We start from the raw sequence: 25,310 nt of genomic DNA, 5'->3' as shown, positions 1-25,310 counted from the left end.
CACGGACTATGCGGAAACCTTATCTACTCCTGATACTGCTCATCAGCTTGTTAAATGCTAATGTTATTTTCGCCCAGACGACATTACTCAAAAATGCAACCCTTATCGATGGTACCGGTAAAGCACCGCGGCAAAATACAGACATCCTGATACAGGGTCCCAACATTGCCGCCGTCGGAAATAGCCTGCCATCCAAAGGTGCGACGGTCATAGACCTCAAAGGAAAAACTGTTATCCCTTCCTTTATAGTTACCCACGCCCACGCAGGCACCCTGAAAGGCCTTACAACACCTCCCGGCAACTATAGCCGGGACAACCTCCTGCGTCAGCTAATTCGTTATCAGGACTATGGTATCACGCAAGTGCTCGCAATGGGTACCGACAGGCCGCTGATCTTCCAGACCGGCTTCCGGGATTCATCAGTTGCTGGCCTGCTGCCGGGTGCCCGCCTGCACTCCGCAGGATATGGTTTTACCATACCTGGTGGCGCACCGCCCCCGCCGTTCCCCATGGACCTGCTATACCGCCCCGCCAATGCCGGTGAAGTGCCTGCCCAAATGGAACAACTGGCCAAAGTAAAACCTGCTGTCGTAAAGATATGGGTCGACGACTTCGGCGGCGGCACCCCTAAAATGACGCCAGAAGTCTATACCGCCATCATCTGGGAAGCACATCGACATCACTTGCGGGTAGCCTCACATCTGTATTACCTGGAAGACGCCCGCAAACTGATCGCCGCCGGCGTAGACATCATCGCTCACAGCATCCGGGACAAAGACGTAGACCAGGATATCCTACAGGCGATGAAGCAAAAAGGAGTCATTTACATCCCCACACTATCGCTGGATGAATATGCCTATATCTATGCCCGCAGACCAGAATGGATAGATGATGCGTTTTTTAAAGCTGCCCTCGAACCGGGCGTATACGAGATGATCACCGCAGAAAAATACCAGCAACAGCTGCAGGCGGGCTATGACAAAAACCTCAAAGCATTTAAGACCGCCCAACGTAATCTGAAGAAAATCCACGACGCGGGAATACTGGTGTCCTTCGGCACAGATTCCGGCGCAAACCCGGTACGCGCACAGGGCTTCTCCGAACACCTCGAGTTAGAGCTCATGGTACAGGCCGGACTAACGCCCGTTCAGGCCATCACCGTAGCAACCGGCAATGCCGCCCGCACATTGAAAATAGATCGTCAGACAGGCACTATAGAAAAAGGTAAACTTGCAGATCTGCTCATCCTCGATGGCAATCCAGCCGATGATATAAAAAATACAAGGAAGATAACAGCCGTTTACAAAGCCGGTCAACAGGTTAGCCAAGGGCCACTGGAAAAAAACGCTATTCAGTAACACCCAAAGCTTTCATCACCTCCGGTTTATATTGCCGCCCTATCGGCAACTCCTCCTGCCCGATCTCAATCAGCGTATTGCTGAAAGAAGATATCTTATCCAGCGCGATGATATAAGAACGGTGAATACGTAAAAAATGCGTGTCGGGTAACTTCTCCTCCAGGTAAGTAAGACGCTGATAGGTCACCAGTGACCGGTCGATCGTCTTTACCTTTATATAATCCTTCAAACCCTCTATATATAGAATATCACGGAGAAATATCTTTACCATCTTTTTATCCACTTTGATATACATGAAAGGGGCCGCGGAAATACCAGTCGTCACTTCAGTAGCTACCGGGTAGGGGACAACAGGCAATATCGCACTGGTCGCATGATATTTATTGATCGCCATCAGGAACCGCTCAAAGGAGATAGGTTTCAATAGATAGTCCAGCACATTCAGCTCAAAACCTTCCAGCGCATATTCCCGGAATGCAGTAGTGAAGATCACCTTCGGTCGATATGTCAATGTCCGGAGCAGGTCAATGCCACTGAGACGTGGCATCTGGATATCCAGGAACAGCAGGTCCACTTTATGCTGTTGCAGGAACAATAACGTATCTATCGCATTATCACAACTACCGGCCAGCGAAAGCGTTTCCAGCTGCCCGATATATTTTATCAGCACCTCCTTGGCCAAAGGCTCATCATCTACTACCAGGCATTTGATCTTATTGTCCTCCATATCATACGTACATTTTAATTCTAAGATCTGCAATATAACGACCACTTTCTTTTCTGAGCACCAGCTCATGAGCATGCTGGTACAACAATTCCAGCCGCCGCACTATATTCTGCAGGCCAATCCCATTTTTGACAAGCGTAGCGGAGGACGCCTCCGCCATATCCGCATGACTGTTCTCCACCTTCAGGATCAACCACCCTTCCTTCAGCTTAATGTCTATCGTGATCCATGCCTGGTCCATCTCCTGACTCACTCCGTGCTTAAACGCATTTTCCACGAATGGTATGAGCAGCAACGGCGCCACCCGCTGCCCGCTGATATCTCCGGATATATTCAGCGACACATCCAGCCGGTGACCATAACGTAGCTGCTCCAGCTCAATATAGTTTCTGATATGCGCGATCTCCGTACTCAATGGTACACTACCCGATTGCGTATCATACAGCATATAACTCAACAGGTCAGACAGCTTCAATACTACCTGCGGTGCTACCGGCGAGGCCGTCAGCGTCAAAGAATACAGGTTGTTAAGGGTGTTGAAAAGAAAGTGAGGATGCACCTGCGCCTTGAGAAAGTTCAATTCCGCTTGTAACTTCTCCCGTATCATCTCCTGGTGATGCTGCTCCTGCTCGTAAGATTGCCTGAATACACGTAGTAACAGCGTGAATAACACCACCGGACTTAAGAACCAAAGCATGCCCTTGAACAACATATACCATACAAAGATGTCATCTACATGTGTGGTGTCGGCGAAGAACGTCGGCTCCAGGTACCACTCGATCAGGATTCGGCTGCATAACGATCCGGCAAACAATAGTAACAGGGTAACGATCGCATAGGCGACATAATGTTTCCTCACAAACAGCCACGGATACAATACATACAGGTTCACATATACCACGGTGATAGCCGCAGGCAACCATTGTGCTTCATATTGCAGATAACGTAAGAAACTTTCATCTCCGTCGGCATGTACTCCCGTACAAGCCAACAGGTAACAAACCCAGAACACGATATGCGTGAGTAACCGGTTATTGGCTACGTAAAACTGTCGTGACATAGAACGCGCTTTGTCAGACCAAGTTAGCAGATTAATCCCTGCTGTACTAGTTATTTCGACAAACGACAGCTTTTAGACCACTTTCGACAGCTACACATGAATAGCGTCTTATTCACGGACATAATCGTCGTTGGTCTAAATAAAAGAATGCCTGTGGCTTTCCTCACTTCCTTTGTCACGACAAATCCCGTACATCCGCTATGATCAACGTACACATCATTTATCCCGTCATCACTTGCTTAATAACAGGTTGTCTCCTGCTGAATATGAATACCGTCTGTGCACAGCAACGAGACACCACGACCCGCCTGCTGCGTACCGTCAACGTCATCACCGCACAATCCCGCGTAGTGATGAAGGCCGATCAACTGATATTTCGTGTAGATCCGGCTACCAGTGCAGGAACACATGCACTGGAGCTACTGGAACAGCTACCGGGTGTAAAAGTAGATCAGGATAACATCTCCCTCAGAGGTCGTCCCACTGTCACCATATTCATCGATGATAAACCCACCTACCTGCAGGGCAGCGAACTGGCAGCCTACCTGCGCTCCCTGCCGGCAGCTATGTTAGAGCAAATCGTAGTCTTGAGTAATCCTTCCGCCAGACATGATGCCGCTGGCAACGGCGGCATCATTAATATCCGCCTGAAAAAACAACAACAACAGGGCTCCAGCCTGCAACTATTGTCGGAAGATACCCAGGGCCGGTATAACAGATCCTCGCAAAGCACCAACTTCGGCTGGCGCAATAGCAGCTGGCAACTTTCCGGTAACGCCAATTACTACAAGGGAACCGGACTATTTGAAACAGACAGCAGAAGAGCATCACTGTCATCAAACAATAAAAGCAGGCTGCAACAAAATGCCTTCTCCAGGATACCCAACGAAAGAAGTATCTTCAGGCTAAGCACCACCTGCTACGCCTCACCTCGCACATCCTGGTCGATCGCTACACACCTGCAATCCGCACGACAACAGGAATACATCTGGCTCGACAGCCGCCAATCGGGCACCCCCAGCCAGAGAGATACACTCACCCATGCGGGCAATCAGGGTATCAGAAACACCCGCAATGGCAGTTTTGCTATCGGCATGCACCACCAGTTCGACAGCAGCGGCCATGAGTGGTCTGCCGATGCCGATTACATCAGCTACCATCAACAATATAGCTATGACAACAACAACCGGCTGAGCACAACAGCCGATCCGTCCCCCCTCACAGAACGCCTCCGTACAGCATTATCTTTTAAGACAAACATCGTCACCCTGAAATCAGATTACCAGCGCCCGCTCACAAAAAATGCCCGCCTGGAAGCTGGCTGGAAGACTGTGTTGGCGAATACAATAAGCAACGCTTCCTACCTTTTCGAAGTGAATGGAGCACCTGTCCCCAAAGACGATCGCCATAATACTTTCAGATACCAGGAGCAGGTACATGCAGCGTATCTGAGTTATAGGAATACCGGCGGACATTGGTCCTTGCAAATGGGGCTGAGAACAGAACACACCCGGCAAAAGGGTACCGGGGTAGCCCGCCAGTATATACAGTTGTTCCCTACAGCCTACATCTCATACAAACCTGCTGCGCAGTCCGATCATCAGTTCAATGCCACTTACGGACGCCGCATAGATCGCCCGGGATATACAGACCTGTCGCCGTTCTCAACACCGGCCGACCGCTATACCTGGCGCTCCGGCAACCCGTTGCTGCAACCACAACTGTCCGATAATATCGAACTGGCCTATCTCTTCCGGCAAATGATCCATGGCACCGTTTTCTATAATCACCTGCGAAACGCACAGGAAGAGACCATAACCATCCACGACGATCGCCTGTACTATCAGCCTGCTAATATCCTCAACAGGAGACAGTACGGCGCCTCATTGTCGATCACCTGGAAGCCCTTGCCTTGGTGGGAGCTTAATCCGTCAATACTGTACACCTCTACGACTACCATAGGTACCTGGCAGCACAACGGGTTACACACCACTGGTAGCAACTGGGATATCTCGCTCAACCAGACGATCCGCTTCCCGCATGGATGGACAGCCACCATCATGAGTAACTATACCAGCACACAGGTGTTCGCACAATATATACAGGCGGGCAATTGGTACATACATGCCGGTGTGAGCAAAAAGATATGGCAAGATAAAGGCACCATTCAATTGAACCTGCGGGATATCGCCTATACCCGGATAGACAGACGGGAGTGGCGACAGCATAGCGTAGTAGGTTACACGCAAAGGCAGTGGGACACCAGGAATATAACGGTAGGGATCAGCTATCAGTTACGGAAAGGGATGCGGATTAAGCAGATGAGGAAAGATAACAGGGATGAAAATACCCGGTTGCCGTAAACCGTGCCCTGGTGGCATCAAGTAGGTCATAAGGCTGTTCCTGCAGCAGCAAAGCCTGCGCAGCAGCTATCTGTTGGGTGCCGACCAGCTGGTGCATCTCCCGGCACGTTTCGGTGATATCCGTGACCAGGTAAGTAAGGTGTAACTAGCTCGGATTTGTCGGTTAATAAGCATGTGTTTAATGATGGATCGCTGCTACTTTTGTTTTTAATTCAGCGATCTCTTTTTGTTGTTGAATAATGTAAAGCGTAAGCTCCTCTACCTTTTTTAATAATTGCTGATGCATCTCAGCCACATCCAGCTCCTGCCGTTCCATCTCTTTGGCAGAGGGTATCTCCGGCAGATGATGATGCGTCTTAATAAAAATTTCCAGTACAGACAAGGGTAGGAGGGGATACCGCTCGTGAAAAACATAGTCCGGCCAGTTCGCCGTTGGTTTCACTTTTATACGGTTGAAGATCGCCGCGCCATTGACAGCAAGTTTATATCCGGCGCTAAAAGGGAGGCCTATGCTTACATTCCCGTCTTTATCCAGCCGCATACCTGACCCGCCTTCCACCAGCGACCAGGGGGCAATGACCAGGTTGCCGGTACCGTAATTACTACCTGAATATATCAACGCCTGATCTCCGGCCTGCGTAATATTATTCCACGCGCCCGATGGCATACTGCTACCTGCCAGTAGAAAATTTCCGTCAGAAGATGTCATCAATAATTGCCCTACCGCCTTTAGGGAATCCGTACGGGTCAATCGTGTCCTTCCGATCACCTCCAGCCTGTCATTAGGTGTTTCAGTACCAATACCTACATTGGCATTACCCCTGTTGTCAAAAGTATGTTGGGCTTGGGTGAATAGCGCATAGGTCATGAATGCGCCGGCTAAGAAAATACGTTTCATAGTAGGTAATAGGTTTGCTACAGTAATACGGAATGCAAATTAACAAATATCCGCATATTATCAATAATCCGGCATTATCCTTATCTTGGCACCCTATCAACTTGACTGCATGTTCGACTCAGAAGCATTGATCAAATTAGGAGGACCCATACTCATTTTCCTCGCCGTATACGCTCAGACAGGCCTCATCCCTTGCTTTTTTATTCCTAGTGGTGGCTTCCTCTTTATGGGGGGCGTAATGGTGGCGACCGGCGTGCTAGACTATAGCCTCTTTACAATCCTGGCATTAGGTGTGCTAGGCGCCGTATTAGGCAACCTGACCGGCTATTGGATCGGCATAAAAACCGGCCCGTTGCTATACAAACGGCAAGACTCCCGGTTCTTCAAACAACAATACCTCATCAAAGCAGAGAACTTCTATAAAAAACATGGTGGCATCGCCCTGAGCATTGGCGTGTTCCTGCCTATCGTGAGAACTTTTGGCCCTATCGTAGCCGGTATAATTAATCTCAATTTTGTACGCTTTCTGCTATATGTTTTTACCGGCTCTGTAGGATATATCCTCAGCTTCACAATGGCAGGTTTCCTCATTGGCAGCATGCCCTTCCTACAGCCTTACCTCAAGTATGTCGTAACCGGTATCATCGTCGTTGTTACAGTCCCAGTAGTGATAAAGATCATACGCGAATTCAAAAAGAAAGACTAATGTCCGGTCAGCAATAACAAGTTACTTTTCCCATTTTTTCTTTTCCCATAAATGCAACTGCTTCAGTATCGCAATCAGTGCGGTGGCTTTCTCCGTGCGCTTGTAAATAGTTGGTGGCGGCACCGTTCGGAGAACATGCCCCTTCTCCACCACTCCTTCCTATACCATTTCCGCATGGCCGCCTACCGCTCCAGCTTGAACCCCTTCTCCAGGGCGGGCCTTTCCGGCATATTAGCCACAGTAAATCCCGTCGCATACATCCAGCGTGCAAACTTTGTCAGCTTTTCAATATTGATGGTGCTGGCTTCATCCGCCGGCGTATGATACAACGCATGCGGCAGAGAACTGAAATAAAGCACCGGGATGTTCTTCTTGGCATAAGGGAAATGATCACTGCGGAAATACCAACCTTCCGGATGCATAGCTTTATCCCAGGTAGTGTCCAGTTTGAAGCGCGGACCTTTATTGTTTGCCTCCAAACCTATCTTAGCCAGTGTGGAAGAACTCAGGTGGGGCGGTAACAGGCCCAATAAAGCCGCACTATCAGGCGCATTGTTACCGATCATATCAGCATTGAGAACAGCTACCAGCGATTCCCGCGGCACAGTAGGATGATCCGCATACCACGTAGAACCGAACAGCCCCCTTTCTTCAGCACCATGCCAGATGAAAAGCGCAGACCGCTTTCCGGGCTGGCGGTGAAAGGCCCTGCCTATAGCCAGCAAAGCAGCACATACCGTCGCATTATCGTCAGCACCATTGTAAATAGAGTCCGCTACACCTACCACATTCCTCACACCATCATGGTCAGTATGCCCGCTGAATACCACATACTCTTTAGACATGCGCGGATCGCTGCCTTTCACTTTAGCTACCACATTCACCGAAGGATAGCTGAACGTTTCGGAAAACAAATGCGCATAAAGCTGCTGTCCAGTAGCTTGTACCAATGGAAGTGCATCCTGTTGCAGCCATATAATAGGCACACCCGTGAGTAACTGCCGGTGAAACAAACTCCCCTCGATCTGGTAAGACCCACGGCTATTATACTGCGTAGCTTTAGACCAGTGCTGCGCCGCAAGGTCGTCCGAGATGAAAATGATCCCCACAGCTCCCTTCTCCGCTAACCGCCGTACCCAGTAGTTAACGACGATACCAACATAACGCATGGGGATATGAATACGCGGATCAGATATGCCACGGGGAGAGAATGGCAGGGCGACTACCTTGCCCCGGATAGTAGCAGCTGATACCGTATCGGCTTGCTGTATGAATACAATAGGCGCATCTATATCGGCAAAAGTAGGCTCATACACAATCGCATCTTGCCAGAGCTTAAAAGACCGGTTGCCGATCGATAGACTGCTGCGACTGCTCACCCGCTCGCGTATCATAGGGAAATACTGAAAATAAGTACCGTCATCCCCAGCCGGCTCCAATCCGGCCTTCCGGGCCTGCTCTGCCAGCCAGGCTGCCGCCTTCAACTCGTCAAGGGTACCTGCCTCACGCCCCCGGAAATGATCGTCCGCCAGGTCATAAAGGTCTTGTTTAATATCCGCCTGCCTGATGGCGTCAATAGGTTTTTTACTTTGGGTAATCCCCGTCAGGGACACCAGCAATGTCGCCAGTGTAATGGATAGTTGTCTCATCATAGGAATACTTTCTATAGTAAATATAGAACAGTAAATAATAAAAAGAGCATATCGTGGATACTGCTTGCCGATCTTGTGCATCATCGAATTGAACAAAACCATCAGGACCTAAAAAAGAGCATGCAAGAACTGGAACAACAAGTAATAGGAAATAGGAATAACAAATTAATAACACATCGGTAAGGGTGTCTCATACACGGATGAGACACCCTCGCTTTTATCGTAAAAACAGGATCTTCCCGTATTTACAGGGACGATATTTTGTACCGTCATAATAGTAAGTACAAGGCATGTCCCAGTCCGCTCCCGGACCACAGATAAAGTCCACATTCTCCACACCTGCAGGGTAGAACTGACCTTGGTAAAGATAATACTGTGTCTGCTTCGCACAGTCAAAGGGCTCTTGCCCGACAGCAGCAGTAATGCCTGCAAGAATAGCTAACGCAAATAGCGTAAATCGGATCTTTTTCATAGTGTAATAAACAATTGGTGATAAGAAGCTATTGGTATTATCCAGGGGCACAGGCGGTCGGGCAAAAGGTACCGTAACGTTATGAAGATAGAGAATAAATACTTATCATTATCTCCCTGTTTTCAGGTAATCAAATGGTGGTAAACACCGCCAGCGTCGTTATAATAGTAAGCAGTATAACCCATTAGTAACTTAACCATTCATATCGGCCCGGCAACGGGCGCAAGGCGAATGCAGCAATGCTATCGCCTTTACATAAAAGTTTTTATTATTGCAGTATGGCACAAGTACAGATTAGCATAGCGGGATTCATTCACCGGTGTATAGAAGACGGAGATATTGACGCCATCGAAAGCCTGTATACCGGGCTGCAGGAAAAATTCGAAAGTGACCCCTCTCACGAAGATTTCTTCAATGCCGTCAGCGACTATCCGTCAGAAACAGTCGCCGGTATGTCCATCGCGCAGGATTGGCTGGATAAATATCCCCGTTCCTATGTCGCACATATCCTACTGTCTCAATGTATACTCGCCGCAGGATATGCGCGCAGAGGTTCCGGCACCGCCGACCTCGTCTCCGCACATGGATGGGAAGCCCTTAACGAAGCCTTCGATACCGCAAACAACCTCCTCCAGGACGCACTCAAACTACATAAACAACCATTCTTCGCATGGCTCTATATCGGTAGGCTATACGGATTCGATCCCAGGTTCGGCTCCGATGAACGCGTACTAATTTCCGCGGGCGAACAAGGCATCGCCAAACCCACCGCCCCCGAAATTAACGATGGTCAAATGCCCCGCTGGTACCGAGAAGCCGCCCGCATCAGCCCGGCATCCTATGTATTGCGTGTAGTCATGATGGATGCCCTCCGCATCCGGTGGGGAGGCTCCGCGCAGGCAATGGAAACATTCGCCTACATGCAACATCCTGGCCTCACCGCCGATCAGCTCGCACAACTCAAGGCTTTCTATCATATCAACCACGCCGACTACATATGGCGCTGGGAAGGCACAAAAGAAGGACGCAAAGTATGGATAGAAGAACACTTCCTCCATGCATACACCCTCAGCCCCAGAAGAGCCGCCCACTACCTGGGCGAATTCTACTGGCACCAGGGCCATCCCGAACTGGCAGAAAAATATATGCTCGAAGATATCCGCCACTGGCCCGAAAGCGGCGATAGCTATCTGTCCTATGGCGAATTCCTCTCCACCATACCCGACCGCAGACACGAAGCCAGAGAACAATACGAAAAAGCCGCCGCCCTCGAACATATACCTGCCTGGATAAGACTAGGCTCCGGCTTCCGCGAAGGAATCGATGGCTGCCCGCTCGACTTCGACAAAGCCATCAGCTGGTACACCAAAGCCTATATGGCCGGCAACCTCGAAGCAGGCGAATACATGGCCTCCATGTACTGGGAAGAAGGCGATACCGATACCTCCATCGCCATGTGGCGCAAACTGGCAGAAGAAGGCCTCCCATTCGCCTGCGCCCGCATGGCCGATATGCACCTCCATGGCGATATGGTAGAATACGATTTCGACCAGGCCGTTGCCTACGTCACCCGCGGCATCTACCTCGGTAGCCCACAATGCTACTACCTCCTCGGCAGCCGCCTCCACGAAGGGGTCTTCATGCTCGACGACGACAACACCCTCATCCCGGGAAATGGCGAAGCCACCGACAAAGAAAAAAGCAGCGGCATCTGGTACCTCCACAAAAGCGCCGATCTCGGATACCTGAAAGCCATGCGCGACCTCGCTTACTGCTACTACACCGGCGACGGCGTAGAAGAAGATAAAGCAGAGGGCGCCAACTGGTACTGCCTCGTAGCCGACCGCGACCCGGAAGATACCCTCAATTGCTGCTGGGATGCCTTCATAGAAGTAGCAGAAGAACAAAACATCCCCCATAACGCCGATGCCGCCGCCAGGTACCTCCACCAGGGCGCCAGCCAGGATGGCTCCCAATGCCAGGTACGCCTCGCTTATGAACTCATGGAAGGTGGCTTCGCATACGACGAAAAAAACAACCTCCATGTACACGATGGCCCCGCCGATCAACGCAATACCGCCATCGCCGTCACCCTCTACGAACGCGCCGCCGCCGCCGGTAGCCTCAATGGCATCCATAACCTCGGCGCATACTATGATGCCGACGACCGGGACCTCCAAAAAGCCATGGCTTACTTCATGCAGGCAGCAGAAGCAGGATACGCCTACGCACAAACCCAGGTAGGCCGCTACTACCTGCAGGGCCGCGCCGTCCCCAAAGACAAAAAACAGGCTCGCTACTGGCTCGAACTCGCCATCGAAAATGGCGACGATGCCGCAAAACCCCTCCTTAAAAAAGCAAGATCCATCTGGTAAATATATTCCCCCCTCAACCACTTTTGTTATAAGTGATTGAGGATTAATTTGTTGTGTGTTTTTGGTGATAAGTGATTAATAACCATTAGTTTACTTATTATATTGAATATCCCAAGTGACTGATTATCAAATTGATGACTGCTCACGTCCACCTCTCCCTTAAGTAACCTATAGCTCTCCTGTATCATTCCTATAAGCATCCCCCTATACTACTTGTTTTCCAGTAACAGCAATTACAGGTATCCGGGTATTTCCCCTGCACCGGCCTTACAATACCTTTATAAAGTCGTGTTGCACTCCTCCGTCATCGTACGTGAAAGCGCATCAAATAGTGTCTTCCCCTTACAGGGAATATATTAATGACCAGGATAGCCCCTGGCACACGTTCATACTTATAGTTGGTTAAATGCAAATGCCGCTCCCTCTCCAGGAAGCGGCATCTTGTTGCCAGCACACAATAAAAAAGGGCCAGTGGTCCACCACCAGCCCCGTAAAAATATGCTAAAGGAGATATGTTAAACTGCTGCCTTACTCATCGGCCGCAATTCATTATCCGCACCGAGTTTATTACTCTCCTTGATCTTCTCAGATACTCCGCGTATATCCCACACAATACCAAAGAAACCAAGTAGACGCAAGATATAATAGGTCGGGTCAAATTCCCACCAGTAAAAACCCTGACGCGCAGTACTCTGGTAATAGTGGTGATTATTATGCCAGCCCTCGCCCATAGTAACAATAGCCAGAATGAAACTGTTGCGGGACTGATCGCCTGTCTTATAACGCTGCTTGCCGATCTTGTGCATCAGCGAATTGATCGTAAAAGTACCGTGGAACAGGAAAATAGTGCTGGCAAAGAAACCTATCAGCAAAGTAGACACACCCGCCCCCCAATCAAAGAAACCAGTACCGTTCACCTTATTACCAATCAGCCATACCGCAATGGCCAATACCAACGGTGGTACAAAATGATACTTGTTCAACCAGTACAACTCACGGTGTTTCAGATCACGGATCAGGTCATAACGGGTAGGTTTGTACTCAGGCCCCATGATCCAACCCATATGTGCATACCAGAACCCGTACACGTTCGCAGAATGCGGATCGTCCGGCGTATCACTGTGCTTATGATGTATACGGTGATTAGCCGCCCACCACAACACGCCTTTCTGCACACTGCTCTGCGCTCCACCCGCCAGTATAAACTGAAAGAAACGCGAAGTCTTGAACGTTCGGTGAGAGAAATAACGATGATAACCTCCCGTCACAAAAAACATACGCGCAAAATACAGGAACACACACAAAGCCCAGTCAAAGGCCGTAGTGCCCGTAAATATCGCAAAGAAGGGTATCAGGTGCATACCCAAAAAGTCTATCTGGCGCCACCAATTGGGCCCTTTTCTGTCTTGCTTTACCAATTCCATATGCCAAAGGTACACTTTTGCTGTTTTCAAACTATGATTTTCATCAGCACTATTTATTAGGTTACTTTCCAATGACATACATTCCGCCAGCATAAGCACAACGACCTTTGCCCCATTCAGGGCAAAGGTCTGCCCGTGCCTAAAAACGCATCACTAAACCACCGCCAAACTTATACCGCGAATCATACCCGGCAGACAACGAAAATCGCTTGCTCAGCATATACAAAAGATCCGTATGATACTCCCAGTCCGTATTCGCCCGCCAGTTCAGAAACAACCGGGGCAATAACCATTGCTCTCCCTCCAGCTGCAACCGTACCCGGCCCTTCAGATTCACCCGCAGATCCGCCTCCACAAAAAATGGCAAGGTATATCGTAAACCTACCACCGGCAAACTGAAATCCTGCTCAAACAACTTCCGGTTATTGAAAACGTTAAAATATTCCTGCCGCGTAGCAGAAAATCCTACATACGGACGCAACCAGCCATTTATATAACGCTCATAACTTCCCTCGATCTCATATTGCCCGGAGTAATTGGCATCGGCTTCCACCCGGAAAGCATTGTTCAGATTGATATAATTCGCCTGCAACTCCGCAATATGACTTTTCGCCGCCACACTTCCGTAAAAGAACCATTCCTTTTCCTCCTTTAACAATTTCTTTAAAGGAAATGCCTGCAACACCGTGTCCCTCGTACTGCCTTCATAATGGAAAATACGCCCCATCCCACTCATCATATGATACAACACATGACAATGGAAAAACCAGTCCTTATCTTCTACCGCATCAAAAACAATCGTAATGCTCGTCATCGGCGGCACATCCACCGTATGTTTCAGCGGCGAATAATCCCCTTGCTCATTCAACACCCGGAAGAAATGACCGTGCAGATGCATAGGATGGTTCATCATCGTCTCGTTCTTAAGCGTTACTTCCACTACTTCCCCGCGTTTAATAGCGATCTTATCCGCCTTCGAAAGCGGTACATTATTTATCGACCATACATAACGGTACATATTACCGGTCAACCGCAATGTCATCTTACGCACCGGCTTGCTACTATCAAATGTCGTCGGCGCCAGCGCCCGCAACATATTATAGTTGAAAACCACCATACCAGTGTCTTTCTTCAAAGAATGTTTGCTATGATTCATCGGCATATCCATGTCCATCTTCATCGTATCCTTCCCCATCATATGTTTGCTGTGATCCATCGGCATATCCATATCCATCTTCATCCCATGCCCGGAATGGTCCATACCTTCCATCCCCTTCATATTACCATGGTCCATCTGGCCGGGCATATTCACCGCCATGCCCATCATCATCTCGCTCATCTTCCACACATTCGGGCGGGGAATAGTGGGGGCAGCAATAGTATCCCCGTGGCCAATATATGCCGAGGCGTAACCGCTCACATCCTGTGCCGTCGCCCGCAATTCATAACGCCCGTGCATAGGCACCCGGATCACAAAATCATATGTTTCGGCAATACCGATCAGGATACGGTCTATCTGTACCGGCTGCACGTCAATACCGTCTGCGGATACCAGCTCCATCTTACCGCCCGCATATTGCAGGTACATATAAGTCGACGACGAACCGTTGATCACCCGCAAACGTACCGTACTGCCGGGCTTTAAATGGGATAGGTCCACCTTCGGCTGCCCGTTCAACAAAAATCGGTCATACAATACATCCGACAGGTCCATCGGTGGCATCCGCTCCAATCCTCCTTTTACACGCTCGCCCCAGGCCTTATGCTGGATCAGCTTGTCCAGACTCTGTGGATACCCTTTTTTAATACTGTACCATTCACTGCCGCCATCATTACGTCGCAGCGTTTTGAGTATCTCATGTGGCTTTTCATTACTCCAGTCAGAAAATAATAATACCACTTCCTCATCCGCAAGTGGCTTTTTGTCCCTGGGGTGTATCACAATACTCCCGTACAGACCACTCTGCTCTTGTAACATCGTATGCGAATGATACCAATAGGTGCCAGACTGCCGTAAGGGAAATTTATAAGTAAAAGTACTGTGAGGTTTAATGTAAGGAGTCGTCAGGTAAGGCACACCGTCCATCTCGTTGGGCAACAGCAATCCGTGCCAGTGCACAGAACTCTCATGCATCATCGTATTATGCACACGGATCACCGCCGTGTCGCCTTCTCTAAAGTGTAAGACCGGCCCGGGTATCTGCCCGTTGATCGCCATAGCATGCCGGACCTTACCAGTATAATTAACAGTAGTATCGCTGATGTAAAGATCGTACGTCGTAGTCGAGGAGGCCTCCTGGGCACGCGCAAAAGTGCTGATAAGTAAAGCCAGTAAGGCTATTAAAAAGAAACGGTTCATATCGTAGTAAATAAAGTATGAGCAGGCTGCCGCAGGTGTCAATATGTCGAATTAACAACGGGCAGTTACAATAGTTCGGAGATAAGCTGCAATAGCCGGGTGGGAAAAACACGAACGATCAGATCAGGAAGGTACAATGCCGGACAAATAGGGGAGTGGCACCGGCTGCCAATAATACCTGGGGCACAGCAGAACGGGGAAATAAATAGGTGGCAAAAACAGGATGATCCGCATACACCACAAATGGAAGTGATAATATCGCTGGCTGCAACTCCACATGCCCTTCCGCACTGTGTTGCTCCTGCGGCAACTTCAAGGGCACATGCGTATCCGCACAACAGTCCGCTGACTGCCCGCCACTACGCTTCATGCCACAATGCGTACACTTGTCCTCAGCACCGTCATGCCACAACTGCCAGCTCACCAGCTCACCCATACAACTGTGTATATGCATCGTTGCACCAGTCGAAGCGGCGAGATAAAGAAATAACAATATAGTGGCCAATATGCGTTTCATCAGGGCAAAGATAATACCTGCTATCATCTGGAATGCATAAAGTGGAAATTGTATAACACTTTGTCGGAATTCTGTAAGATCCACGTTAGCGCTGATTTACAACGCCTTCCCGCCGAGAAATTCTATAACACTTTATAGGAATTGTATAACACTCCCCAACCGCCTGCTTCGGACCTTTGCCATACAATCCTAAGACAATGAGAACTAAAGAAACATCGACGATCTATCTTCCACTTTCCGGCGTAGAAAGCGAACATTGCGCACTGACAGTCGACAAAGGCCTGGCAGGAGTGAAAGGTATCAACAAACATAAAGTCGAACTCAATAACCACCGCGCAGTAATAGTAACAGATGAAGATAATGAGACCGTAATAAAAGCAGTAGATGCCATCCGAGGACTCGGCTACGATGTGGACACCGTCAAACAACAGTACTCCCTTACCGGCATGAGCTGCGCTTCCTGCGCCGTTAGTGCAGAATCCACCCTCATAGCCACCAAAGGTGTAGTCAACGCCAGCGTTAACTTCGCCAACACCAGCGTACAGGTAGAATATATACCGGGTGTCATCGACGTTACCGGCCTCCGCTCCGCCTTGCAGGCTGTCGGCTACGACCTCATCGTCGGAGAAGAACAGGATGCACAGGAAACCCTCGAATCCATCCACCGTAATCAACTACAACAACTTAAAACAAAAACCCGCTGGGCCGTCATATTCTCTATACCACTGTTCATCATCGGCATGTTCTTCATGAACATGCCCTATGCAAACTACATCATGTGGGCACTCGCAACTCCCGTCGTACTGGTGTTCGGCCGCCAGTTCTTTGTCAACGCCTGGAAACAGGCATCCCATCGCCAGGCTAACATGGACACATTGGTAGCCCTCAGCACCGGTATCGCCTACATATTCAGCGTATTCAATACCTTATTCCCGCAATTCTGGCATAGCAGAGGCGTACATGCACATGTATACTTCGAATCCGCTGCCGTCGTCATCGCTTTCATCCTCCTCGGCAAACTCCTCGAAGAAAGAGCCAAAGCATCCACCTCCTCCGCCATCAAAAAACTGATCGGCCTCCAACCCAAAACCGTCACCCTCGTTCTTCCGCACGATGAGACAAAAGAAATTCCCATCAGCGAAGTAATAACCGGCAACATCCTCCTGGTTAAACCGGGAGAAAAGATACCCGTAGATGGAGAAGTAGTCGCTGGCAACTCATTCGTAGACGAAAGCATGATCAGCGGCGAACCCGTACCGGTAGAAAAAGAAAAAGGACGGAAAGTTTTTGCCGGCACCATCAACCAGAAAGGGTCCTTCCAGTTCGTAGCAGAAAAAGTAGGTGGCAATACCTTGCTGGCACAGATCATTCGCATGGTACAGGAAGCACAGGGCTCCAAAGCCCCGGTGCAGAAACTGGTAGATAGGATCGCAGGCATATTCGTTCCAGTAGTGATAGCTATCGCCGTACTGGCTTTTATCACCTGGCAAATACTGGGTGGTGATAATGCCCTCACCCAGGGACTACTGGCACTGGTCACCGTCCTGGTTATCGCTTGTCCTTGCGCCCTCGGCCTGGCCACACCTACCGCCATCATGGTAGGAGTAGGTAAAGGCGCCGAACAGGGCATCCTCATCAAAGATGCCGAAAGCCTCGAACTGGCCCACAAAGTCAACGCCGTCGTCCTCGATAAAACAGGTACCATCACCGAAGGCAAACCTTCCGTTACCGCCCTCCAATGGTTCGACAACAGCATGCCCGAAGCCGCACAGGTGCTTTACAGCCTCGAACATGCATCCGAACACCCGCTCGCAACAGCAGTCACCAGCTATCTGAAAGAGAAAGGAAATAATAAACTACTGCCACTGTCAGATATCCAGTCCGTCACCGGTGGAGGTATCAAAGCAGGGTACAGAAATGTCACCTTCTCCGTCGGCAACAGCCGCCTCATGAAAGAACAAAGCATCACCGTCACCACAGCAATAAGTACATGGGCATCCGAACAAAGCGCCAAAGCACAGACCGTCGTACTCTTCGCCGGCAATGGTAAAGTACTGGCAGGCATCGCCATCGCAGACCAGATCAAACCGACTTCCAAAGATGCCGTACAATCCCTGCAGGAACTAGGCATCGCAGTATATATGTTCACCGGAGATAACCAACAGACAGCCGCCGCCGTAGCCGCACAGGCAGGTATCAAAGAATACCGCGCCGAAGCCCTGCCGGCCGATAAAGCAGCCTTCGTACAACAATTACAACAGCAGGGAAAAGTAGTCGCAATGGTAGGAGATGGTATCAACGACTCCCATGCACTCGCACAGGCCGATGTCAGCATCGCCATGGGCAAAGGCTCCGATATCGCCATGGACGTCGCTAAAATGACACTCATCACCAACGACCTCACCAGGATACCGGCTGCCCTCAAACTGTCCCGCAAGACTGTCGCCACCATCCGGCAAAACCTCTTCTGGGCATTTATATATAATGTGATCGGCATACCCCTCGCCGCCGGAGTACTTTATCCCGTCAATGGCTTCCTCCTCGATCCCATGATCGCCGGCGCCGCCATGGCGCTCAGCTCCGTATCCGTAGTAAGCAACAGCCTCCGGCTCAAATGGAGCAAACTATAATGAATAATCATTGATAACTACTAACAATAATAATTATGGAAACGTTGAAATTTAAGACGAACATCAATTGCGCAGGTTGTATTAAAGCAGTAACTCCCCATCTCGAAAAAGCCGAAGGCATCAAACATTGGGAAGTAGATACCGCCAACCCCGCTAAAATACTAACCGTAGATGCAGAGGGCATCAGCGCCGAAACAATAGAACAGGTAGTGAAAAAAGCAGGCTTCGAAATAGCCCCCTTGTAAAAACAGGCGAACTTAAAATTATGTAAACTTTATAGTGAATTATATAAAGTTTCAAATAACACCAGCACTTACTTTTGTTACGTAAATATCCGAAAAGCAATGCTGGTTTTATAACTCAGTAGCGGATTACGGAAAAGCCTCTCAGCCGGTATTTACGTGATCCGCTATACTTTAAGATATCATATAGTGAAACGTTTTCTGACCACCATACTCGCAATCATCTACCTGGCTAGTGCCAGCGGTGCCGGCATACAGCTGCACTACTGCATGGGCCAGCTGGTAAGTATGGACACCGTCAGCCAAACGCCGGCAACACCCACACCGTGCCCCATGTGCGGCATGAAACAATCTTCACAGCAACACAATGGCTGCTGCAAACACGAACAACGCTCCGTTACAGAAAAAGACCAGGAAACAAACACACACCTGCTGCAATCCGACACCGCAGCATGTCCTCTAGCCATACCTATTCCCGTATTTCATAATCGCCCGGCCGTCACAGGTATACAAGTACCTGCTACAGACGTCACCTACCCCATACCTCCACTCACAGATATCCCCCTGTTTACACTCCACCGTACCTGGCTGATCTGATAGCATCCCAACCACTTACCGCCTGACAACCTCGTCAGCACAGCTTCCGCATTCACACGCAGATATCCGATTACTACCACCGGTACGCCCGCGTACCTCATCAACTTGCATATGAAAAAGGTTCGCTTTTTCCTGGCAGCAGTGACCATACTGTGCCTGCAACTATCATGGCCACTACTCGCACATGATGGCCATCCGCACAACTCCACCGCACAAACACACACCGCCTCGCAGACAACCATCAACGCAAACAATCCTTTCCCGTCCATACATCCCATGATCGTACACTTCCCCATAGTACTGCTCATACTGGCAGCAATACTGCAACTGGTAGGAATGTTCGTTTATCAGTCCATTTATCATTATACCATCACCGCCGTCCTGGCCGTCGCCACATTTACAGCCTGGCTGGCCAGCAACACCTTCCACGCACACACCGGTCCAATGCCGCCTGAAATAGAGATAGTACTACAACAACATGAAGTATTCGCTGCCTGGACCGTATGGCTCAGCACCGCCGCACTGCTACTCAAGATCATCGCCTGCGTCATCAAACGCCCCGCTTGGCGAACCTTCACGCAATGGGGCACCCTCCTAGTACTGCTATTGGTCGCCGCATGCGTCAGCATAGCAGGCCACTACGGCGCCGCACTGGTACATAAATACGGCGTCGGACCTCAGGGCAGACTACTCGAACAACATGTACACCAACACTAATATTCATCAACATAAAAAGTAAATATGAAAAAGATCAAATTTCCATCCAACATGCACACACGTATCCTCTCCATCGGACTACTGGCCTCCGCATTCGTAACCACCTCCTGGCTCGCAGCATGCAATAGCACACCGGCAGAAAAATCCCATACCGAAGAACAGGGACATCAACATCAACATGCTGCAACACCTGCCGAACAAGCTGCCACATCCGAAACCGCCACCGCCATCACACCGTCTTTCAAACAGGTCGATCCCCAGGCCGCCGCCCATATCAAAACATTGGTCACTGACTACCTCCGCATTAAAAATGCCCTGGTTGCCAGCAATGCACAGGAGGCCGCCGCCGCCGGCCAACAACTGGCTAAGTCCGCCGCCGGCTTCGATGGCTCCCTGCTCTCCGCAGACCAACTCAAAATATACAACGCACAAATAGCGGCAATCAAAGAAAACGCCACTCACATAGCGGGCAACAAAGAACTGCCACACCAACGCGAACACCTCGCCGATCTCACCTCACCAGTATATGAACTGGTCAAAGCCTTCGGTGCAGGAGAAACCGTCTACTACACACATTGCCCCATGGCCTTCGATAAAGGCGCTAATTGGCTTAGCGAAGTAGCAGAAATAAAAAATCCATTCTACGGTCAGGATATGCTTTCCTGCGGCGAAATAAAAGAAACAATTCAGTAAAAAAGATTAACAGTGGTACAGCAACTGATCTCATTATCCTTGCGCAATAGATATATCGTGCTGCTCCTCGCTGCCGGCCTCTTCGCATGGGGTATCTATGAAGTAAATCGTAACCCCGTGGATGCCATACCCGACCTATCCGAAAACCAGGTCATCGTATTCACCGAATGGATGGGCCGCAGCCCCCAGGTAGTAGAAGACCAGATCACCTACCCACTGGTCTCCAACCTACAGGGGGTCCCCAGGGTCAAGAACATAAGAGCCAACTCCATGTTCGGTATGAGTTTCGTCTACATCATCTTCGACGATGATGTAGACATCTACTGGGCACGGACACGCGTATCTGAAAAACTCAGCTACGCCCAACGCCTCCTCCCCGAAGGAGTCATACCTTCCCTCGGTCCCGATGGCACCGGCGTCGGTCATATCCTATGGTATACACTCAAAGCAGGCAACATGGACCTCGGCGAACAAAGAGCCTTGCAGGACTGGTACATCAAACTGGCCTTGCAAACTGTCCCCGGCGTAGCAGAAGTCGCCTCCTTCGGCGGATTCGAAAAACAATACCAGATCGTCATGGACCCCGTAAAAATGCAATACTATGGCGTCAAACTGATGGATGTCATGCAAAAGGTCAAAACAAATAACAACGATGTCGGCGGCCGCAAGTTCGAAATGAGCGACATGGCCTACATCGTCCGCGGAAAAGGATACATCGGCAACAAAACCGATGTAGAAGCCATCGTCGTCGCCAACTACAACGGAATACCCGTACGCATTAAAGACATCGCCTCTGTACAAATGGGCGGAGACCTCCGCCTGGGTATATTCGACAAAAACGGAGAAGGCGAAGCCGTAGGGGGCATCGTAGTCATGCGATATGGCCAAAATGCCGACGAAGTCATCAAAGCCGTCAAAGCTAAAATGAAAGATGTAGAAAAAGGCCTCCCCGCAGGAGTCTCATTCGATATCGACTACGATCGCAGCGAACTCATAGAAGGTGCCATCAATAACGTAAAAAGCAAACTCCTCGAAGAAATGATCGTCGTTTCCGTCATCGTCATCATCTTCCTCCTGCACTGGCGCAGCGCCGTCAGCATCCTCATACAAATTCCGCTGACCATCTCCATCAGCTTCATCCTGCTCAACGCCTTCGGCCTGAGCTCCAACATCATGTCCCTCACAGGCATCGCATTGGCCATCGGCGTAATCGTAGACAATGGTATCATCATGTCGGAAAATGCATACCGCCACCTCGCCGAATGGCAACAAAAAAACAATAACAAATGAGCCGTATCAATACATTTATCCGCCGCCTCTTCGGTGGGAAAAAAGACGAACAGGGCCACATCCCGGAAACCACCCGCCTGGCCATCATAGAAAAAGCTTGCCAGCAAGTATCCAGAGGCGTATTCTTCTCCACCGTCATCATCATCGCTTCCTTCCTGCCGGTATTTTTACTCACCGGCCAGGAAGGCAAACTGTTCAACCCACTGGCATATACCAAAACATTCATCCTCATCGTAGATGCCATCCTCGTAGTCACACTGGCCCCGGTACTGCTGTCCTTCTTTATGAAAGGAAAATTCCGCTCCGAAACCGCCAACCCAGTCAATCGTGGCCTCGAACGCATCTACGAACCCATCATCCGCACTTGCGTAAAATGGCGGAAGACCACCCTGGCCATCAATATCATCGCCTTGCTCATCAGCATACCGCTGATCATGAACCTGGGCCGCGAATTCATGCCGCCACTCGACGAAGGAAGCCTCCTCTTCATGCCAGTTACTCTACCAGACGTCTCCAATGCAGAAGCTAAACGCATCCTGCAAGTCCAGGACAAGATCATCAAGTCCCTACCAGAAGTGAGATCCGTACTGGGAAAAGCAGGCAGGGCCAACTCCGCCACCGACAATTCCCCGATCAGCATGATCGAAACCATCGTACTGCTCAAACCCTCCGCCGAATGGCGCAAAGGAATGACCAAAGAAAAGATCATCAACGAACTCAATAACAAATTACAACTGCCGGGCGTCACCAACGGCTGGACCCAACCCATCATTAACAGGATCAATATGCTGTCCACCGGTATCCGCACCGACGTCGGCGTAAAAGTATATGGACAGCACCTCGATACCATCGATGCCTTCGCCCAACAAATAAAAACCGCCTTGCAGGGAATGGAGGGCGTAAAAGATATCTACGTCGATCCCATCACCGGTGGGAAATATATCGACATCACCATCCGCCGCGATCAAATAGGCCGCTACAGCCTCAGCATCGACGATGTAAACGCCGTGATTGAAGGAGCATTGGGTGGAATGAAACTCACCACCACCATAGAAGGCCGCCAGCGTTTCTCCGTCAATGCCCGATACGGACAAGATTTTCGTAACAACCTCACCGCTCTCAAACGCCTCCCGGTCAACACCATGGACTTCGGCCCCGTACCCCTCGAAGCCGTCGCCGATATCAGACTCTCCGAAGGAGCCCCCATGATCAGCTCCGAAAACGCATTGCTCAGAGGCACCGTACTGTTCAATGTCCGCGGCAGAGACCTCGGCAGCACCGTCACCGACGCACAACGTCAGCTGGAAGCATTAGTTAAACAACTGCCCAAAGGCTACTTCATAGAATGGAGCGGCCAGTACGAAAACCTCATCCGTGGCGAACGTACCCTCAAATTAATATTGCCGGTCGTAATACTCATCATCTTCGCTTGCATGTACTTCGCCTTCCACTCCGCCAGAGAAGCCTTCTTTAGCCTCATATCCATCCCGTTTGCACTGATAGGAGGAGCCTACATGATATGGTTCTATGGCGTCAACCTGTCCGTCGCCGTCGCCGTAGGATTCATCGCCTTATTCGGCCTCGCCGTAGAAACAGGTATCGTCATGGTCATCTATCTCAACGATGCCATGCAGCAACTGGTAACCCTCAAAGGCAACTCCCGCGACACCATCACCCGGGACGACCTCCGCGAATATGTCATCGCCGGCGCCGCCAAACGCCTGCGCCCCAAAATCATGACCGTATGCGTATCCCTCTTCGGACTGGCACCCATTCTCTGGAGCCATGGCATCGGCAGCGATGTCATGAAACCCATCGTACTGCCCATGATAGGTGGAGTACTCACCTCCTCCACACATATCCTCCTCGTCACCCCACTCATCTTCCTGATGGTAAAAGAATATGAACTGCGCAAACATGGAAAGATAGATGTACTGGAAGTAAAACATTGATAAGTATGAAACAGATCCTTTTAATAATAGCATTCACCTTAACAATCACCTTAACACGCACACAGACACAGGCACAACAAACAGAACGCCTCGAAGACATACTGTCACGCATCGCCACCGCCAACCCGGCCCTCCAGATGTACGACGCCGAAGCCCGGTCCATGGATGCCGCCGCTAAAGGCGCCCGTAGCTGGATGCCACCACAGGTAGGCGCAGGATTCTTCATGACACCGTATAATGTACAAATGTGGAAACGCGATCCCATGATGGGAACCACCGGTATGGGCTCATTCATGATCTCCGGCGAACAGATGATCCCGTCAAAAAAGAAACAAAACACCGAAGCAGCATTCATGGGCGCCATGTCCGCCGTAGAAAAAGAAAAGAAAAGTGCCGCCCTCAACGAACTGCTCGCCCAGGCCAAACAATTCTACTTCGAATGGCTCATCATGAAGAAAAAACTAACCGTCATCAACGAAAATGAACGCCTCCTCCATTTCATGCTCCGTAGCGCAGAACTACGGTTCAAAAATGGCCTCGACAAAGTCAATGGCTACTACAAAGCTCAGGCAGCCCTCGGCAACGTCGCCAAAATGCGGCAAATGACCAGCAACGAGATCAGACAACGCCGCATCCGCCTCAACACCCTCATGAACCGCAACAGCATGACCGAATACGATATAGATACCGCCTATATCATCCACGACTACTCCGCACAACTCATCGATACCGCCACCATGATGCAAGCTCGCAGCGATATCAAAGCCATCGAACAGGATATCCGCCTCGCCAGCCTCCAGCAGGTAGCAGAAAAAGCCAAACTAAAACCCGACTTCGGCGTCAAATACGATCATATGTTCGGATTCGGTGGCCAACCAGCACAATTCTCCCTCATGGGAATGGTCAAACTCCCGTTCGTATCATGGGCATCAAAAATGAACAAAGCCAAAATAGAAAGCCTCCAATGGAAACAAGAAGCACTGACAGCACAAAAAAATATGCTGCTCAATGAAGCCACCGGCATGGCTTTCGGCATGCGCGCAGAAATGGAAACCGCCCGCCGCCAGGTTGCTCTGTACGAGAACAATATCCTTCCCGCCCTGAAACGAAACTACCAAAGCATGCAACTGGCCTACGAACAAAATACCGAAGAACTATTCATGCTGTTCGACGCCTGGGAAACACTCAATATGGCACAACAGCAATACCTCGACCAACTACAGCAAGTACTGATGGCACAGGTACAACTCGAAAAAGTACTGGAAATTAAATAACATC

The 25,310-nt window shown here is 49.9% G+C and carries 20 protein-coding genes; 12 read left to right on the top strand and 8 right to left on the bottom strand.

Going from position 1 to position 25,310, the window contains the following annotated elements; genetic code table 11:
- Window positions 1-8 precede the first annotated feature (8 nt).
- Complete coding sequence (locus KTO58_RS10810) at window positions 9-1,358, top strand: amidohydrolase family protein (protein ID WP_095839347.1); 1,350 nt, start codon at window positions 9-11, stop codon at window positions 1,356-1,358.
- Here KTO58_RS10810 and KTO58_RS10805 read toward each other — a convergent pair.
- Window positions 1,348-2,085 carry a LytR/AlgR family response regulator transcription factor gene (locus tag KTO58_RS10805; protein WP_095839348.1) on the bottom strand — a complete coding sequence of 246 codons (738 nt, stop codon included), beginning with the start codon at window positions 2,083-2,085 and terminating at the stop codon, window positions 1,348-1,350. The two genes, KTO58_RS10810 and KTO58_RS10805, sit on opposite strands and share 11 nt — an antisense overlap.
- 1 nt (window position 2,086) lies before the next feature.
- The gene (locus KTO58_RS10800) at window positions 2,087-3,145 is read right to left on the bottom strand and encodes a sensor histidine kinase (protein ID WP_095839349.1); all 1,059 of its coding nucleotides are present in this window, start codon (window positions 3,143-3,145) and stop codon (window positions 2,087-2,089) included.
- Window positions 3,146-3,345: 200 nt separating this feature from the next.
- On the opposite strand from KTO58_RS10800, the gene KTO58_RS10795 reads away from it, so the two are divergent.
- A complete protein-coding gene (locus KTO58_RS10795; protein ID WP_095839350.1) occupies window positions 3,346-5,508 on the top strand; it encodes an outer membrane beta-barrel family protein in 2,163 nt (720 codons plus the stop codon).
- 178 nt (window positions 5,509-5,686) lie between these two features.
- Here KTO58_RS10795 and KTO58_RS10790 read toward each other — a convergent pair whose 3' ends face one another.
- Window positions 5,687-6,406 carry a hypothetical protein gene (locus tag KTO58_RS10790; protein ID WP_095839351.1) on the bottom strand — a complete coding sequence of 240 codons (720 nt, stop codon included), beginning with the start codon at window positions 6,404-6,406 and terminating at the stop codon, window positions 5,687-5,689.
- Window positions 6,407-6,515: 109 nt separating this feature from the next.
- Between KTO58_RS10790 and KTO58_RS10785 the strand changes: the two genes are divergently transcribed.
- On the top strand, window positions 6,516-7,112 hold the full coding sequence (locus KTO58_RS10785; protein ID WP_095839352.1) for a DedA family protein: 597 nt from the start codon (window positions 6,516-6,518) through the stop codon (window positions 7,110-7,112).
- Between the two features lie 182 nt (window positions 7,113-7,294).
- On the opposite strand, the gene KTO58_RS10780 is transcribed toward KTO58_RS10785, so the two are convergent.
- Window positions 7,295-8,764 carry a M28 family metallopeptidase gene (locus KTO58_RS10780; protein ID WP_095841614.1) on the bottom strand — a complete coding sequence of 490 codons (1,470 nt, stop codon included), beginning with the start codon at window positions 8,762-8,764 and terminating at the stop codon, window positions 7,295-7,297.
- 217 nt (window positions 8,765-8,981) lie between these two features.
- Complete coding sequence (locus KTO58_RS10775; protein ID WP_095839353.1) at window positions 8,982-9,236, bottom strand: hypothetical protein; 255 nt, start codon at window positions 9,234-9,236, stop codon at window positions 8,982-8,984.
- A 278-nt stretch (window positions 9,237-9,514) separates the two neighbouring features.
- Between KTO58_RS10775 and KTO58_RS10770 the strand changes: the two genes are divergently transcribed.
- Window positions 9,515-11,611: an SEL1-like repeat protein gene (locus KTO58_RS10770; RefSeq protein ID WP_198314945.1), complete on the top strand. Its 2,097-nt coding sequence runs from the start codon at window positions 9,515-9,517 to the stop codon at window positions 11,609-11,611.
- Between the two features lie 515 nt (window positions 11,612-12,126).
- Here the strand turns inward: KTO58_RS10770 and KTO58_RS10765 are convergent.
- The 3 genes from KTO58_RS10765 to KTO58_RS10755 form a co-directional block, all read right to left on the bottom strand.
- Window positions 12,127-13,035: an acyl-CoA desaturase gene (locus KTO58_RS10765; RefSeq protein WP_095841615.1), complete on the bottom strand. Its 909-nt coding sequence runs from the start codon at window positions 13,033-13,035 to the stop codon at window positions 12,127-12,129.
- A 139-nt stretch (window positions 13,036-13,174) separates the two neighbouring features.
- Window positions 13,175-15,394, bottom strand: coding sequence for a multicopper oxidase domain-containing protein (locus KTO58_RS10760; protein ID WP_095839355.1), 2,220 nt, complete (start codon window positions 15,392-15,394; stop codon window positions 13,175-13,177).
- A gap of 118 nt (window positions 15,395-15,512) precedes the next feature.
- Window positions 15,513-15,911 (bottom strand): HYC_CC_PP family protein, encoded by a 399-nt coding sequence (locus tag KTO58_RS10755; RefSeq protein ID WP_225860190.1) that lies wholly within the window; start codon window positions 15,909-15,911, stop codon window positions 15,513-15,515.
- A 197-nt stretch (window positions 15,912-16,108) separates the two neighbouring features.
- Between KTO58_RS10755 and KTO58_RS10750 the strand changes: the two genes are divergently transcribed.
- The 8 genes from KTO58_RS10750 to KTO58_RS10720 all read left to right on the top strand — a co-directional run bounded on the left by KTO58_RS10750 (window position 16,109) and on the right by KTO58_RS10720 (window position 25,306).
- Entirely contained in the window at window positions 16,109-18,541 is a 2,433-nt protein-coding gene (locus KTO58_RS10750; protein WP_095839357.1) for a heavy metal translocating P-type ATPase, read from the top strand.
- 35 nt (window positions 18,542-18,576) lie between these two features.
- The gene (locus KTO58_RS10745; RefSeq protein WP_095839358.1) at window positions 18,577-18,786 is read left to right on the top strand and encodes a heavy-metal-associated domain-containing protein; all 210 of its coding nucleotides are present in this window, start codon (window positions 18,577-18,579) and stop codon (window positions 18,784-18,786) included.
- A gap of 186 nt (window positions 18,787-18,972) precedes the next feature.
- Window positions 18,973-19,380, top strand: a complete 408-nt coding sequence (locus tag KTO58_RS10740; protein WP_095839359.1) for an HYC_CC_PP family protein — start codon at window positions 18,973-18,975, stop codon at window positions 19,378-19,380.
- Window positions 19,381-19,491: 111 nt separating this feature from the next.
- On the top strand, window positions 19,492-20,097 hold the full coding sequence (locus tag KTO58_RS10735; RefSeq protein ID WP_095839360.1) for a DUF2231 domain-containing protein: 606 nt from the start codon (window positions 19,492-19,494) through the stop codon (window positions 20,095-20,097).
- Window positions 20,098-20,121: 24 nt separating this feature from the next.
- The gene (locus KTO58_RS10730; protein ID WP_095839361.1) at window positions 20,122-20,790 is read left to right on the top strand and encodes a DUF3347 domain-containing protein; all 669 of its coding nucleotides are present in this window, start codon (window positions 20,122-20,124) and stop codon (window positions 20,788-20,790) included.
- 12 nt (window positions 20,791-20,802) lie between these two features.
- On the top strand, window positions 20,803-22,080 hold the full coding sequence (locus KTO58_RS28790) for an efflux RND transporter permease subunit (RefSeq protein ID WP_095839362.1): 1,278 nt from the start codon (window positions 20,803-20,805) through the stop codon (window positions 22,078-22,080).
- Entirely contained in the window at window positions 22,077-24,032 is a 1,956-nt protein-coding gene (locus KTO58_RS28785; protein WP_255614328.1) for an efflux RND transporter permease subunit, read from the top strand. The genes KTO58_RS28790 and KTO58_RS28785 overlap by 4 nt, the downstream gene beginning before the upstream one ends.
- Before the next feature lie 5 nt (window positions 24,033-24,037).
- On the top strand, window positions 24,038-25,306 hold the full coding sequence (locus KTO58_RS10720; RefSeq protein ID WP_095839364.1) for a TolC family protein: 1,269 nt from the start codon (window positions 24,038-24,040) through the stop codon (window positions 25,304-25,306).
- Window positions 25,307-25,310: the final 4 nt, after the last annotated feature.

The organism is Chitinophaga pendula, from assembly GCF_020386615.1.
Lineage (GTDB): Bacteria > Bacteroidota > Bacteroidia > Chitinophagales > Chitinophagaceae > Chitinophaga > Chitinophaga pendula.
The sequence above is the reverse complement of the archived record's forward strand: the minus strand, read 5'-3'. Positions and strand labels throughout refer to the sequence as shown.